Raw genomic sequence first — 14,546 nt, forward strand, 5'->3', positions numbered from 1 at the left:
TTTCTGATCCGAGGATCAGCTCGCGTCCATCAAGCGCCCACACTTATCGGCTGTTAATTTTTAAAGAGCATTTCTGCGAGAACCCGAAGGTTTTCTCAGCAGCGCTGCGTTTTCAGCAGCAGAGAAGCGAGATTATGAACCGTCTTTTTCAGTTCGTCAACAACTTTTTAACTGCTTCGTTGCGACGACTGGGGTTCAACTTCCTGCACCGCCGAGACCGCTACGACCCGCCCGACAGCACCGCTTCCCTTCTTCCTCCGCGCCGCGTTTCCGTTAGCGCGAAAGAGGCGTGATTCTAAGCACCTGCCCTCGTCTGCGCAACCCCTTTGTGAAAATATTTTGAAAAGCCCCCGTGCGCTGCCGCGCACGGGGGCTTGGGGTTCGATGAACTACGTGCCTCCGGTGACCTTGAAGCGGCTCGCAGTCGGTCGTTCTATATATATGGCGAGTTTACTTGCCGCCAGCCGCGGCCTGCAGCCGCTCCACCGGCACCGCGTCGGCCATCGCCGCGTAACCGGCGTCGCTCGGGTGAATGCCGTCGCCGCTGTCGTAGCGGCGCTGCAGCACACTCGGGCGCGCCGGATCGCGCAGTACCGCGTCGAAGTCGACCACGCCATCGAACCCGCCGCCGCTTCGGATCCACCGGTTCACCTCGAGCCGGATCGCCTCGCGCCCGGCCGGCAACGCCGCGGGCGTGAGCGTCGCACCGAAGATCTTCACCCCCTGGCGGTGTGCAGCCTCGATCAACCGGCGATAGCCGTCGATCAACGACGACGCCGTGACCTGCGTATGCGGGTTGTCGCAATCGAGCCCCGCGCGCGGCGGCATCGCAGCAAAGTTGATGTCGTTGATACCGATCAGCACGATCGCCGCCTTCACCCCCGAGCGCGACAGCGCATCGCGCTCGAACCGCGACGCCAGGGACGTGCCGTAGCACGCCGAATCGCTCAGCAGACGATTGCCGCTGATCCCGAGATTCACGACGCCAAGCGAATCCGAACCTGCCGCGGACAGCCGGCGCGCCAGCGCGTCGGGCCAGCGACGGTTGCGGTTCAGGCTCGAGCGCAGCCCGTCGGTGATCGAGTCCCCGATCGCGGCGACGCTCGCCCGCGCGGCCCCGGCCTCGACGGCCAGCTCGGTCACCCACGCATACTGGGTAAAGCGCGCACGGAATGCACCGCCGCCCGGATCGTTCACGTGATCACCCGGCGCCGATACGTAATTGAACTGGTTCGACACGCGGTGCCACACGGTCATCCGCTGGTTCGCGCCCATCCGCAGACTGATCGCATACGCCTGCCCGGCCGTCACGTCGATCGCCACCGCGTCGCTTTCGAGTTCCTGGCCCGGCGCGAGCGTCACCGACGCCTTGCCACCGAAGCGCACGGCAGCACTCGCCCCGTCGGCAAGCGCCGCGCCGTCACCCGCGCGCGCAAGACCGGCGCCCTCGATCACCAGCGGCGCGCGACCGTACGCATTGCTCACGCGAATCCGCGCGGCATGCCCCGATACCGTCGGGTAGACGATCTGACGGACCGTACGTCCGCCCACGTCGGGCGCGCGATAGAGCGGCGGCGGCGCAGCCAGGTCGGGAATCGGCTGCAATGCGGTCGCCCACGCGGCGACCCACCCGGCCGGTGCGGCCGAGGCGGCAAGCGGCGACAGGAACACGGACGCGCCCAGCACGGTCGCGACGAAACTGCTTCGAAATGACATCGGCGAAATCCTTATCGGAAAGCGGGCATTGTGCCGCAGAAGCCGCCCGTCTCACGCGCCGGACCGTCTTCCTGCCCTGGCGATCGCGCCCCGACGCCCCACGTTTACCCGAATCTCCCCGCAAATCCGCGAGAAATTTATTAACCGACCGGTCGGTTGGTTTATACTTCGCACACATTCAACCGGACGAGATCCTCCGCCATGTACACGCAATCCCTCGACATCCCCGGCAACGTCGCATCGCTCGACGCCGCAGCCGAGTCGCCCGAGCAGGCGCGGTTCGACGCGGTCATGGCCGCGGACGGCAAGATCGAACCGCAGGACTGGATGCCCGACGCCTATCGCAAGACGCTGGTGCGCCAGATTTCGCAGCACGCGCACTCGGAAGTCGTCGGCATGCTGCCGGAAGGCAACTGGATCTCGCGCGCGCCGAGCCTGAAGCGCAAGGCGATCCTGCTCGCGAAGGTCCAGGACGAAGCCGGTCACGGCCTCTATCTATATAGCGCGGCGGAAACGCTCGGCGTCTCGCGCGATTCGCTGATCGACGCGCTGCACGCCGGCAAGGCGAAATACTCGAGCATCTTCAACTACCCGACGCCGACCTGGGCCGACGTCGGCGTGATCGGCTGGCTCGTCGACGGCGCCGCGATCATGAACCAGATCCCGCTGTGCCGCTGCACGTATGGCCCGTACGCGCGCGCGATGATCCGCGTCTGCAAGGAAGAGTCGTTCCACCAGCGCCAGGGCTTCGATGCGCTGCTGTCGATGATGAAGGGCACCGACGCGCAGCGTGCGATGGTCCAGCAGGCGGTGAACCGCTGGTGGTGGCCGGTGCTGATGATGTTCGGCCCGAGCGACGCCGATTCGGTCCACAGCAACCAGTCCGCGAAATGGGGCATCAAGCGGATCACGAACGACGACCTGCGGCAGAAGTTCGTCGACGCGACGGTCGACCAGGCGAAGGTGCTCGGCGTGACGCTGCCCGACCCCGACCTGAAATGGAACGAGGCACGCGGCCACCACGACTACGGCGCGATCGACTGGGACGAATTCTGGCGCGTCGTCAACGGCGACGGCCCGTGCAACAAGGAACGCCTCGCGACCCGCGTGAAAGCGCACGACGACGGCGCATGGGTGCGCGAAGCCGCGCTCGCGCACGAGGCGAAGCGCCGCGCCCGCGCCGAACAGCACGCCGCCTGAGCGGCGACCATCGAATACAGGATTCAGGAGAGAGTGATGAACAAGGAATGGCCGATCTGGGAAGTGTTCGTGCGCAGCAAGCAAGGCCTCGACCACAAGCATTGCGGCAGCCTGCACGCGGCCGACGCGTCGATGGCGCTGCGCATGGCGCGCGACGTCTACACGCGCCGCCAGGAAGGCGTGAGCATCTGGGTGGTGCCGTCGTCGGCGATCACCGCGTCGGATCCGGCCGAGAAGGCCGAGCTGTTCGAACCGGCGGGCGACAAGATCTACCGTCACCCGACGTTCTACACGCTGCCCGACGAAGTCAACCACATGTAACGCCCGCGCCATGACGATCACGCCCGAACACCTCTCCTACGTGCTGCGCCTCGCGGACAACGCGCTGATCCTCGGTCAGCGCAACGCCGAGTGGTGCGGCCACGGCCCGATCCTCGAGGAAGACATCGCGCTCACCAACATGAGCCTCGACCTCATCGGCCAGGCCCGCATGCTGTATACGCACGCAGCCGAACTCGAGCGCCAGCTGAACGGCGCGACGAAGACGGAAGACGATTACGCGTACTTCCGCACGGAGCGCGAGTTCGCGAACTTCACGCTCGCCGAGCTGCCGCACTACGGCCCGATCGCCGGCACCGCGCACGCCGACAAGGATTACGCGGTGACGATCGTGCGCAACTTCCTCTACGCGACGCTGATGCTGCACGTGTGGACCGCGCTCGAAACGTCGACGGACGCGCAACTGGCCGCGATCGCCGCAAAATCGGTGAAGGAGACCCGCTATCACGTGCAGCACGCGCGCGAATGGCTGGTGCGCCTCGGCGACGGCACCGACGAATCGCATCGCCGCGCTCAGGCCGCGCTGGACTACCTGATTCCGTACACGCGCGAATGCTTCGCGGCCGACGCGATCGACGACGCGGTCTGCGCATCGGGCGTCGGCCCGGCACCGGCCGCGCTCGAAGCTGCATGGCGCGCGGACGTGGACGAAGCGCTCGCGGAAGCGACGCTCACCCTGCCGGCGCCCGTGCAGCACGTTAGCACCGGCAAGCAGGGCGAGCACTCGGAGCACATGGGCTACCTGCTCGCGGAAATGCAGAGCCTCGCGCGCCAGCACCCTGGCGCGACCTGGTAACCCGCCGCCCCAACGGAGCCCGACGATGTCCGTCCAGACCGCCGCCCCCGCCGACCCGATGCCCGCCGCGCACCGCAACGATCCGTTGCTCGCGCGCGCGTGGGACGTGCTCGAAGCCGTGCCCGATCCCGAGATTCCGGTCGTGTCGATCCGCGAGCTCGGCATCCTGCGCGACGTCCGTCGCGCGGACGACGGCCAGCTCGAAGTCGTGATCACGCCGACCTACTCCGGCTGCCCGGCGATGTCGCAGATCGCCGAGGACATCGCCGCGGCAATGCAAGCCGCCGACCTGCCGCCGCACCGGATCGAGACGGTGCTCGCCCCCGCGTGGACGACCGACTGGATCACGCAGGAAGCGCGCGACAAGCTGCGCGCGTACGGGATCGCGCCGCCCGTCGGCCAGTGCGGCAGCGCCGCGCCGCGGGAAAACGTCGTGCGTTTCGTGCCGCGCCCCGTCGCGGCGCCCGTGTGCCCGCGCTGCGGGTCAGCCAACACCGAGCGCCTCGCGCAATTCGCGTCCACGGCCTGCAAGGCGCTGTATCGCTGCGTCGACTGCCGCGAACCCTTCGACTACTTCAAACCTTACTGAAATGAAACAGCCCCCACGCTCTCTTCATTCGCTGCCCCCCGAGGGGGCCGACGCCCCCGTTGGGGCGGCCCGGCGGGGGTCGTCAACCCCGCAATTTCACCCGCTGCGTATCCGCGACGTGCGGCCCGAGACCGCCGACGCCGTTACCGTCTCCTTCGACGTGCCGCCCGAGCTGCGCGACGCGTATCGCTTCACGCAGGGCCAGTTCGTCACGCTGAAGACCCACATCGACGGCGAGGAAACGCGCCGGTCGTACTCGATCTGCGTCGGCACGACCGACTACGACCGCGACGGCGAACTGCGCATCGGCATCAAGCGCGTGCGCGGCGGCCGTTTCTCGAACTTCGCGTTCGACACGCTGCAGCCGGGTCACACGATCGACGTGATGACACCGGACGGCCGCTTCTTCACGCATCTGAACGCGGACCACGGCAAGCAGTACGTCGCGTTCTCCGGCGGGTCGGGCATCACGCCGGTGCTCGCGATCGTGAAGACGACGCTCGAACTCGAACCGCGCAGCACGTTCACGCTGATCTACGGCAACCGCAGCGTCGACGCGATCATGTTCGCGGAGGAACTCGAGGACCTGAAGAACCGCTACATGAGCCGCTTCGTCCTGTATCACGTGCTGTCGGACGACCTGCAGGACGTCGAGCTGTTCAACGGTGTGCTCGACCAGGCGAAATGCGCGGAATTCCTCGCGACGCTGACGCCGGCCGACGCAATCGACGAAGCGTTCATCTGCGGCCCGGCGCCGATGATGGACGCGGCCGAAGCCGCGCTGAAGGCAGCCGGCGTGCCGCAGGCGAAAGTGCACGTCGAACGCTTCGGCACGCCGCTGCCGCAGGCAGGCGCGCCCGTCGTCGAGATCACCGACCAGACGCCGGCTGCCGACCTCGAAATCGTGCTCGACGGCAAGAAACGCAAGCTGCGCCTGCCGTACGAAGGCGTGAGCCTGCTCGACGTCGGCCTGCGCGCGGGCCTCGCGCTGCCGTACGCGTGCAAGGGCGGCGTGTGCTGCACGTGCCGGGCGAAGGTCGTCGAAGGCGAGGTCCGGATGGAGAAGAACTACACGCTCGAGGAACACGAAGTGAAGGACGGCTTCGTGCTCACGTGCCAATGCCACCCGATCAGCGACAAGGTCGTCGTGAGCTTCGACGAGCGTTGAGCGGCGTCGCGCCGGCGCGCCGCGCCGGTTTCTCGTCGTCACACATCTCGCTTACACTAGGGGCCGCCGGCCGGCTGGACGTCTTCACGTCCGCCCGGCCGGCGGTTTTCTTTTGTTGACGACAGACCGATGAGTACCATTCACGTGATTCAGGGCGGCACCGCCGCCGCGTCGCTGCGCGAGGCCCTCGCGCAAGCCGGACGCGACGAGCGCGTCGTCGGATTGCTCGACGATCTCGCGGTCGGTCCGCTGAAGGGCGCCGACGAGACGCCCGACACGCGCGCCGCCTTCTGGCAGCGCGTGCTCGGCGACGCGATTCCCGACTGGAACGCGGAAATCGAAGGCGAATTCGACCGCCTCGACCAGCTCGCGACCGAGACGGGCCAGGTGGTCGTCTGGCACGCGCCGAGCGTCGGCGACAAGCTGCTGCTGCGCCGCGTCGCCTATCACCTGCGCAACGTGCCGCAGCGCCTGAACGAGGTGCGGCTGTCGGCCGCGGACCTCGACGCGCCGCAGCGCGCGGCGCTGACCCGCACCGACCAGGCCTGTTCGACCGGGATGTTCTCGCCGGCGGCGCTCGCGCGCAAACGGCCGCTGGCCGCACCGATCTCGGTGCTGCGCATCGGCCGCCTCGCACTCGAATGGCAGGAGGCGAAGCACCTGAATGCCGAGTTGCGGTACTGGGTCAGCAACACCATCAAGAGCGGCCAATACGCGGACCTCGACGCGCTGATCGTCGCGCACGCGGAAACCGGCTGGCTGCCCGCGCGACGCGTCGTCGGCGGCATCATGGCCGGCGCCGACCGCGGCGGGCTGTTCGTCAGCGACTCGATCGCCTGGTGGCGCTGCCGCGAACTCGCGGCAGCCGGCCGGCTCGAGCTGCAGGACGACGCGCCGGCCGCCCTTTCTTCCACGCAGGTGCGCGCGCCCGCCGCGCCTCGCTAACGCTACTCTTTCGCATTCGACCATGGCCCGTACCCGAGCGCCCGACCACGAATCCCAGCGCGAGCAGATCCTCGATCTCGCCGCCGAGAAATTCGCGCAGACGAGCTACCCGAGCACGTCGATGTCCGATCTCGCGACCGCGAGCGGCACGTCGAAGGCACGTCTCTATCACTATTACGAGAGCAAGGAAGCGATCCTGTTCGACCTGCTCGACCGCTACACGAAGCGGTTGATGCTGATCATCGCCGAGGTCGAAGGTGCGAGCCAGCGGCGCGGCCTCAGCGAACGCGACGCGTTCGCCGAGCTGGTGCGCGCGTTCCTCGCCGAGTACGAGACGTCGCACAGCCGCCATGTCGCGCTGCTCAACGACGTGAAGTATCTCGAGGACGCCCAGCGCGAAATCGTGCTCGACCGCCAGCGCGACATCGTCGCGGCATTCGCGCGCCAGCTCGCGCGCGCCTATCCGGACCGGATCTCGAAGGAAAACCAGACGTCGGTCACGATGATGGTGTTCGGGATGATCAACTGGACGTTCACATGGCTCAAGCCGGGGGGCCGCCTCGGCTACCGCGACTTCGCCGAGCAGGTGATCGACCTGATGGAGCACGGGCTGTCGTCCGGCGCGTGATTGCCGCGCAGCAGCATGCGTTGCGCGGCGGGTACACTGCGACAGGCCGCCGCGCATTTCATGTGATGAATTTTAAATCGCTTATAAATCAAATAGATAGCGAATGAACTAAGCGGATTTAGAATTCGCCCTCGGCACAAATAACGTCAAATACGGGTTTTCCCCAACCCGCTCGGGTAAAATGCTGTTGCATTGCACAAGCTGCTTGTGCGGCTACAGACTGAGGAACCCACGATGAACACGCAACTCGACCGCCGTGCCGATGCTGTCGGCCACGCCGGGACTGCGCCGGTTCTCGTCAGGGAACTGGCTTCCAAAGACCGTGAGCGAATGCTCACCCACTTTCTCTCGCTCAACGAAGAGGACCGCCTGCTGCGCTTCGGCCAGATGGTGCCCGATCACGTGATCGAGAACTATGTCCGTACGATCGACTTCGGTCGCGACACGGTGTTCGGCGTGTTCGACCATGGGCTCGAACTGATCGGCGTCGGCCACCTGGCGTATCTGCCCGCGGAAGGCGACAAGCGCACGGCCGAATTCGGCGTGTCGGTGCTCGAAAGCGCCCGCGGACGTGGCGTCGGCTCGAAGCTGTTCGAGCGCGCGGCGATCCGCAGCCGCAATACCCGCGTGACGATGCTGTACATGCATTGCCTGTCGCGCAACGCGACGATGATGCACATCGCGAAGAAATCCGGGATGCGGATCGAATACGCGTACGGCGAAGCCGATGCGTACCTGTCGCTGCCGCCAGCCGACCACGCGACGATCCTCGCCGAGATGCTGCAGGAACAGGCCGCGGTGTTCGACTACGCGCTCAAGCGCCAGGCACACCGCACGTCGAAGTTCATCGAATCGCTGATGCCTGCCGCGCTGACGGCATAACATCGGCCGACCGGGCTGCCCTGCGGGGCGCCCGGCCTTCCCTTCCTTCTCGCCTTCCCCCGCCGCGCACTAGCGCACCGAGCGGATCGGCAACGCCGTCGTCTCCTTGAAGCACTCGAGCGAGAAGCTCGTCTTCACGTCGATCACCGACGGATGGTGCAGCAAGTGCTCCTGCACGAAGCGGGAGAAGTGCGCCATGTCCTCGACCTGCACGCGAAGCAGGTAATCCATGTCGCCCGTCATCGCATGGCACGCGACCACTTCCGGCCAGGTCTGCACGGCCGCGCGGAACAGTTCCGCGTGGGTCGCGCCCGCGCGCGCCGACGTCTCGTCGGCACGGACCGGCGCCAGGCCACCACGCTTCTCGAGCCGCACGCTCACGTACGCCAGCAGGTCGAGCCCGAGCTTCTGCGGATCGAGCAGCGCGACGTAGCCGGTGATCACGCCGATCTCCTCGAGCCGCCGGATCCGCCGCAGGCACGGGCTCGGCGACAGGTTCACGCGCTCGGCGATCTCCTGGTTCGACAGGCGGCCGTTCTCCTGAAGAATCGCCAGAATCCGTCGGTCGATGGCATCCAATTCGGCTTGCGCCATTTTCTGCCCTCCGTTGATTATTTCCAGACTGGAAATTGCGCCATCGTAGGCACGGACGATTAAGTTCGCAAGTTTTCGCTCGCGCCCGCCCGCTACACTTTGTCGCACGTACCGATTCGTTGCGCACGCCGACACGTGCGCCGCGTTCGACATCGAACCGGGCCGCACACGCGCACGTCGCGCCGGCCGATCGCCCCGCACAGGAGACACGACATGCAGATCCCCAACTGGGACAACCCCGTCGGCACCGACGGCTTCGAATTCATCGAATACACCGCGCCGGATCCGAAAGCGCTCGGACAACTGTTCGAACGGATGGGTTTCACCGCGATCGCGCGCCATCGTCACAAGGACGTGACGGTCTACCGCCAGGGCGACATCAACTTCATCATCAACGCCGAGCCCGATTCGTTCGCGCAGCGCTTCGCGCGCCTGCACGGCCCGTCGATCTGCGCGATCGCATTTCGCGTGCAGGACGCCGCGAAGGCTTACCAGCACGCGCTCGAACTCGGCGCGTGGGGCTTCGACAACAAGACGGGCCCGATGGAGCTGAACATCCCGGCGATCAAGGGCATCGGCGATTCGCTGATCTATTTCGTCGACCGCTGGCGCGGCAAGAACGGCGCGCAACCGGGCGCGATCGGCGACATCAGCATCTATGACGTCGACTTCGAACCGATCGCCGGCGCGAACCCGAACCCGGTCGGCCACGGCCTCACCTACATCGACCACCTGACGCACAACGTGCATCGCGGCCGCATGCAGGAATGGGCCGAGTTCTACGAGCGGCTGTTCAACTTCCGCGAAGTGCGCTATTTCGACATCGAAGGCAAGGTGACGGGCGTGAAGTCGAAGGCGATGACGTCGCCGTGCGGCAAGATCCGGATTCCGATCAACGAGGAAGGCTCGGACACGGCCGGCCAGATCCAGGAATACCTCGACGCCTATCACGGCGAAGGCATCCAGCACATCGCGCTCGGCACGAACGACATCTACGGCGCGGTCGACGGCCTGCGCGGCAAGGAAGTGAAGCTGCTCGACACGATCGACACGTATTACGAGCTGGTCGACCGCCGCGTGCCGAACCACGGCGAATCGCTGGACGAGCTGAAGAAGCGCAAGATCCTGATCGACGGCGCCCGCGACGACCTGCTGCTGCAGATCTTCACCGAGAACCAGATCGGCCCGATCTTCTTCGAGATCATCCAGCGCAAGGGCAACCAGGGCTTCGGCGAAGGCAACTTCAAGGCGCTGTTCGAATCGATCGAGCTCGACCAGATCCGCCGCGGCGTGGTCCAGGACAAGGCCTGACGCAGAAGGCCGCGCGGACCCCGGCTGGCCCGGGCGTCCGCGCGAACATCGGCGGCACAAGGAAAAAGGGCGGGAATCCTGCGATTCCCGCCCTTTCGTCGTTCCGGCGCGGCCCTGCGGCCGCGCGAACGGATCAACGCACGTTCGCCTTCGACACGACCGCACGCGCGGCCGCCGGCTGTGCGTCGGCATCCTGCGCCGGCGCGATCTGACGCATCTGCGCGCCGGCTGCCGCCAGTGCGCTCGCGCCGCGCGCGTGCACCGGGCCGGTCATCGCGAAGAACGCGGCGGACACGATCAGGAAACTCTGGATATGACGTGTGTTCATTGCACCTCCTGTAAAACTGCCGGCGCCTCCCCGGTTGCGTCGAAACGAGCCGACGCGACCGGGCACCTCCGGCAGGCCGACAAGATTAACGGCATTTGTCCGATGATGGGCGCGGCTTTACATGCCTTTACATGATGTAACGCATCGTCGCGCCATTTCGTCGGCGCGCCGCGGCACGCCGGCCGGTGGTCGGCGGGTTTATCCCAGTGCTACCATCACTTAAAACCGGCCAATATGCCGGCCACTGCCGACACGTTCACAAGACGTCGACGCAATCGAAGCTTTGGTGATCCCAAACTGGGTGGAGGAGACTGTTAATGAATGCCCCGCTAGACGCAGGCCAACGCGCATCGCTCGAAGCCGCGCTGAAGTCCGTCACGCTTGACGACAAATACACGCTCGAACGCGGCCGCGCGTATATGAGCGGCATCCAGGCGCTCGTGCGCCTGCCGATGCTGCAGCAGGAACGCGACCGCGCCGCCGGCCTCAATACGGCTGGTTTCATTTCGGGCTACCGCGGCTCGCCGCTCGGCGGCCTCGATCTGTCGCTCTGGAAAGCCAAGCAGCACTTGGCGGCCCACCAGATCGTCTTTCAGCCCGGCCTCAACGAAGATCTCGCCGCCACCGCCGTGTGGGGCTCGCAGCAGGTCAACCTGTACCCCGGCGCGAAGCACGACGGCGTGTTCGGCATGTGGTACGGCAAGGGCCCGGGTGTCGACCGCACCGGCGACGTCTTCAAGCACGCGAACTCGGCCGGCTCGTCGAAGCACGGCGGCGTGCTCGTGCTCGCCGGCGACGACCACGCGGCGAAATCGTCGACGCTCGCGCACCAGTCCGAACACATCTTCAAGGCCTGCGGGCTACCGGTGCTGTTCCCGTCCAACGTGCAGGAATATCTCGACTTCGGCCTGCACGGCTGGGCGATGAGCCGCTACTCGGGCCTGTGGGTCGCGCTGAAGTGCGTGACGGACGTGGTCGAATCGTCGGCGTCGGTCGACATCGACCCGCATCGCACCGAGATCGTGCTGCCGACCGACTTCATCGTGCCGGAAGGCGGCCTGAACATCCGCTGGCCGGACCCGCCGCTCGTGCAGGAAGCACGGCTGCTCGACTACAAGTGGTACGCGGCGCTCGCCTATGTGCGCGCGAACAAGCTCGACCGGATCGAGATCGACTCGCCGAATGCGCGCTTCGGGATCATGACGGGCGGCAAGGCATACCTCGACGTGCGCCAGGCGCTGACCGACCTCGGCCTCGACGATGAAACCTGTGCGCGGATCGGCATCCGCCTGTACAAGGTCGGCTGCGTGTGGCCGCTCGAAGCGCAGGGCGCGCAGGCGTTCGCGCGCGGCCTCGACGAAATCCTCGTCGTCGAGGAAAAGCGCCAGATCCTCGAATACGCGATCAAGGAAGAGCTGTACAACTGGCCCGATGCGCAGCGCCCGCGCGTGTTCGGCAAGTTCGACGAGAAGGACGGCGCCGGCGGCGAATGGTCGGTGCCGATGGGCAACTGGCTGCTGCCCGCGCACTACGAACTGTCGCCCGCGATCATCGCGAAGGCGATCGCGACGCGCCTCGAGAAGTTCGAGCTGCCGTCCGACGTGCGCGCGCGCATCGCCGCGCGGCTCGCGGTGATCAACGCGAAGGAAATGGCGCTCGCGAAGCCGCACGTGCAGACCGAGCGCAAGCCGTGGTTCTGCTCGGGCTGCCCGCACAACACGTCGACCAACGTGCCGGAGGGCTCGCGCGCGATCGCCGGGATCGGCTGCCACTACATGACGGTGTGGATGGACCGCAGCACGAGCACCTTCAGCCAGATGGGCGGCGAAGGCGTGCCGTGGATCGGCCAGGCACCGTTCACCGACGAGAAACACGTGTTCGCGAACCTCGGCGACGGCACTTATTTCCACTCGGGCCTGCTGGCGGTGCGCGCGGCGATCTCGTCGAAGGCGAACATCACCTACAAGATCCTCTACAACGATGCGGTGGCGATGACGGGCGGCCAGCCGGTCGACGGCGTGCTGACGGTGCCGCAGATCACGCACCAGCTCGCGTCCGAAGGCGCGAAGAAGATCGTGATCGTCACCGACGAGCCGGAGAAGTACGACAGCCAGAAGGCCCTGCTCGCACCGGGCGTGACGATCCATCACCGCGACCAGCTCGACGACGTGCAGCGCGAGCTGCGCGAGATCGAAGGCACGACGATCCTGATCTACGACCAGACCTGCGCGACCGAGAAGCGCCGCCGCCGCAAGCGCGGCACGTATCCGGATCCGGCGAAGCGCGTCGTGATCAACGACGCGGTGTGCGAAGGCTGCGGCGACTGCTCGGTGAAGTCGAACTGCCTGTCGGTCGAGCCGCTCGAAACGGAATTCGGCACGAAGCGCCAGATCAACCAGTCGAGCTGCAACAAGGACTTCTCGTGCGTGAAGGGCTTCTGCCCGAGCTTCGTCACGGTCGAAGGCGGCCAGCTGAAGAAGCCGAAGGCCGTGTCGGTCGACGGCGGCGCGCTGCCGCCGATTCCGGAGCCGACGCTGCCGGCGATCGACCGTGCGTACGGCGTGCTCGTCACGGGCGTCGGCGGCACGGGCGTGGTCACGATCGGCGCGCTGCTCGGGATGGCCGCGCACCTGGAGAACAAGGGCGTGACCGTGCTCGACGTGACCGGCCTCGCGCAGAAGGGCGGCGCCGTGATGAGCCACGTGCAGATCTCGCACGCGCCGACCGACATCCACGCGACGCGGATCGCGATGGGCGAAGCCGACCTCGTGATCGGCTGCGACGCGATCGTCACGGCCGGCGACGAATGCACGTCGCGGATGCGGCACGACGCGACGCGCGTGGTCGTCAACAGCGCGCAGACGCCGACCGCCGAGTTCATCAAGAACCCGAACTGGGCGTTCCCTGGCCTGTCCGCGGAGAACGACATCCGCGCGGCAGCCGGTGAAGCCGTCGACTTCATCGACGCGAACCGCTTCGCGGTCGCGCTGCTCGGCGACGCGATCTACACGAACCCGTTCGTGCTCGGCTACGCGTGGCAGAAGGGCTGGCTGCCGCTCACGCTCGCGTCGCTCGAACGCGCGATCGAGCTGAACGCGGTGTCGGTCGAGAAGAACCGCGCGGCGTTCGACTGGGGCCGCCGCGCCGCGCACGACCTCGCGAGCGTGAAGCAGGCCGCGGCCGGCGACGCCCGCCCGGCGCAGGGCGCCACGGTGATCGCACTGCACACGAAGAAGGCGGTCGACGCACTGATCGCGAAGCGCGTGGAGTTCCTCACCGCGTACCAGAACGCCGCGTACGCATCGCGCTATGCGGCCTTCGTCGACACGGTGCGGGCGGCCGAACGCGCGCTGGCGGACGGCGACGCCGTGCAGGAGCCGTTGACCGAAGCGGTCGCGCGCAACCTGTTCAAGCTGATGGCGTACAAGGACGAGTACGAGGTCGCACGGCTGCAGTCCGATCCCGCGTTCCTCGCGCGCCTGTCGTCGCAGTTCGAAGGCGACTGGAAACTGAAGTTCCACCTCGCGCCGCCGCTGTTCGCGAAAACGGACGCACACGGCCATCTCGTGAAGAAGGCGTACGGCCCGTGGATGCTGTCGGCGTTCCGGCTGCTCGCGAAGGCGAAGTTCCTGCGCGGCACGGGGCTCGACCCGTTCGGCCGCACCGCGGAGCGCCGCACCGAGCGCGCGCTGATCAGCGAGTACGAAGCGCTGATCGGCGAAGTGCTGGGCAAGCTGAACGCGGCCAACCGGCCGCTCGCGCTCGAGCTCGCGGCGCTGCCGGACGGCATTCGCGGCTACGGCCACGTGAAGGAGAACAACCTGCGCGCGGTACGCCAGAAGTGGGACACGCTGCTCGCGAAGTGGCGTTCGCCGACGGGCGGCCAGTCGCATCAGCAGGTCGCGTGACGGCGCGCGGCGGGTGTTCGCGGTCGGGACGCCCGCCGCCGCGTAGCCTCGCCCACGGCAGTGCATAAAAAAAACGCCACGGAACGCAGGTTCCGTGGCGTTTTTCATTGCGCCGCGCATGACGCGCGGCGCACGCGGGCGC

14 protein-coding genes are annotated in these 14,546 nt (G+C 66.7%); 11 read left to right on the plus strand and 3 right to left on the minus strand.

Annotated elements, in window-relative coordinates:
- On the plus strand, positions 1–293 hold a 293-nt coding region (locus U4012_RS33455; RefSeq protein ID WP_321804015.1), incomplete at its 5' end, for a hypothetical protein.
- A gap of 157 nt (positions 294–450) precedes the next feature.
- Here the strand turns inward: U4012_RS33455 and U4012_RS33460 are convergent.
- Entirely contained in the window at positions 451–1,716 is a 1,266-nt protein-coding gene (locus U4012_RS33460) for an SGNH/GDSL hydrolase family protein (protein WP_321804017.1), read from the minus strand.
- 201 nt (positions 1,717–1,917) lie between these two features.
- Between U4012_RS33460 and paaA the strand changes: the two genes are divergently transcribed.
- From paaA to U4012_RS33500, 8 genes are all read left to right on the plus strand, one after another.
- Positions 1,918–2,916 carry a 1,2-phenylacetyl-CoA epoxidase subunit PaaA gene (gene paaA, locus U4012_RS33465; protein WP_044846317.1) on the plus strand — a complete coding sequence of 333 codons (999 nt, stop codon included), beginning with the start codon at positions 1,918–1,920 and terminating at the stop codon, positions 2,914–2,916.
- A 36-nt stretch (positions 2,917–2,952) separates the two neighbouring features.
- On the plus strand, positions 2,953–3,237 hold the full coding sequence (paaB, locus tag U4012_RS33470; RefSeq protein ID WP_006752453.1) for a 1,2-phenylacetyl-CoA epoxidase subunit PaaB: 285 nt from the start codon (positions 2,953–2,955) through the stop codon (positions 3,235–3,237).
- Positions 3,238–3,247: 10 nt separating this feature from the next.
- The gene (paaC, locus tag U4012_RS33475; protein WP_044846318.1) at positions 3,248–4,051 is read left to right on the plus strand and encodes a 1,2-phenylacetyl-CoA epoxidase subunit PaaC; all 804 of its coding nucleotides are present in this window, start codon (positions 3,248–3,250) and stop codon (positions 4,049–4,051) included.
- Between the two features lie 25 nt (positions 4,052–4,076).
- Entirely contained in the window at positions 4,077–4,640 is a 564-nt protein-coding gene (gene paaD, locus U4012_RS33480; protein WP_321804021.1) for a 1,2-phenylacetyl-CoA epoxidase subunit PaaD, read from the plus strand.
- Positions 4,641–4,671: 31 nt separating this feature from the next.
- Positions 4,672–5,808, plus strand: coding sequence for a 1,2-phenylacetyl-CoA epoxidase subunit PaaE (gene paaE / locus U4012_RS33485; RefSeq protein WP_321804081.1), 1,137 nt, complete (start codon positions 4,672–4,674; stop codon positions 5,806–5,808).
- A gap of 129 nt (positions 5,809–5,937) precedes the next feature.
- Positions 5,938–6,753 carry a DUF1835 domain-containing protein gene (locus U4012_RS33490; protein ID WP_044846320.1) on the plus strand — a complete coding sequence of 272 codons (816 nt, stop codon included), beginning with the start codon at positions 5,938–5,940 and terminating at the stop codon, positions 6,751–6,753.
- A 22-nt stretch (positions 6,754–6,775) separates the two neighbouring features.
- Complete coding sequence (locus U4012_RS33495; protein ID WP_059682891.1) at positions 6,776–7,381, plus strand: TetR/AcrR family transcriptional regulator; 606 nt, start codon at positions 6,776–6,778, stop codon at positions 7,379–7,381.
- A gap of 234 nt (positions 7,382–7,615) precedes the next feature.
- The gene (locus tag U4012_RS33500; protein WP_044846322.1) at positions 7,616–8,263 is read left to right on the plus strand and encodes a GNAT family N-acetyltransferase; all 648 of its coding nucleotides are present in this window, start codon (positions 7,616–7,618) and stop codon (positions 8,261–8,263) included.
- A gap of 69 nt (positions 8,264–8,332) precedes the next feature.
- On the opposite strand, the gene U4012_RS33505 is transcribed toward U4012_RS33500, so the two are convergent.
- Positions 8,333–8,857: an Lrp/AsnC family transcriptional regulator gene (locus tag U4012_RS33505; RefSeq protein ID WP_011655746.1), complete on the minus strand. Its 525-nt coding sequence runs from the start codon at positions 8,855–8,857 to the stop codon at positions 8,333–8,335.
- Positions 8,858–9,070: 213 nt separating this feature from the next.
- Between U4012_RS33505 and hppD the strand changes: the two genes are divergently transcribed.
- Positions 9,071–10,168: a 4-hydroxyphenylpyruvate dioxygenase gene (hppD, locus tag U4012_RS33510; protein WP_124571406.1), complete on the plus strand. Its 1,098-nt coding sequence runs from the start codon at positions 9,071–9,073 to the stop codon at positions 10,166–10,168.
- A 133-nt stretch (positions 10,169–10,301) separates the two neighbouring features.
- Here hppD and U4012_RS33515 read toward each other — a convergent pair whose 3' ends face one another.
- On the minus strand, positions 10,302–10,496 hold the full coding sequence (locus tag U4012_RS33515) for a hypothetical protein (protein ID WP_044846325.1): 195 nt from the start codon (positions 10,494–10,496) through the stop codon (positions 10,302–10,304).
- Between the two features lie 317 nt (positions 10,497–10,813).
- On the opposite strand from U4012_RS33515, the gene U4012_RS33520 reads away from it, so the two are divergent.
- Complete coding sequence (locus U4012_RS33520) at positions 10,814–14,404, plus strand: indolepyruvate ferredoxin oxidoreductase family protein (RefSeq protein ID WP_321804026.1); 3,591 nt, start codon at positions 10,814–10,816, stop codon at positions 14,402–14,404.
- The last annotated feature ends 142 nt before the right edge of the window (positions 14,405–14,546 follow it).

The organism is Burkholderia sp. BCC1988 (assembly GCF_905339895.1).
Taxonomy (GTDB): Bacteria; Pseudomonadota; Gammaproteobacteria; order Burkholderiales; family Burkholderiaceae; genus Burkholderia.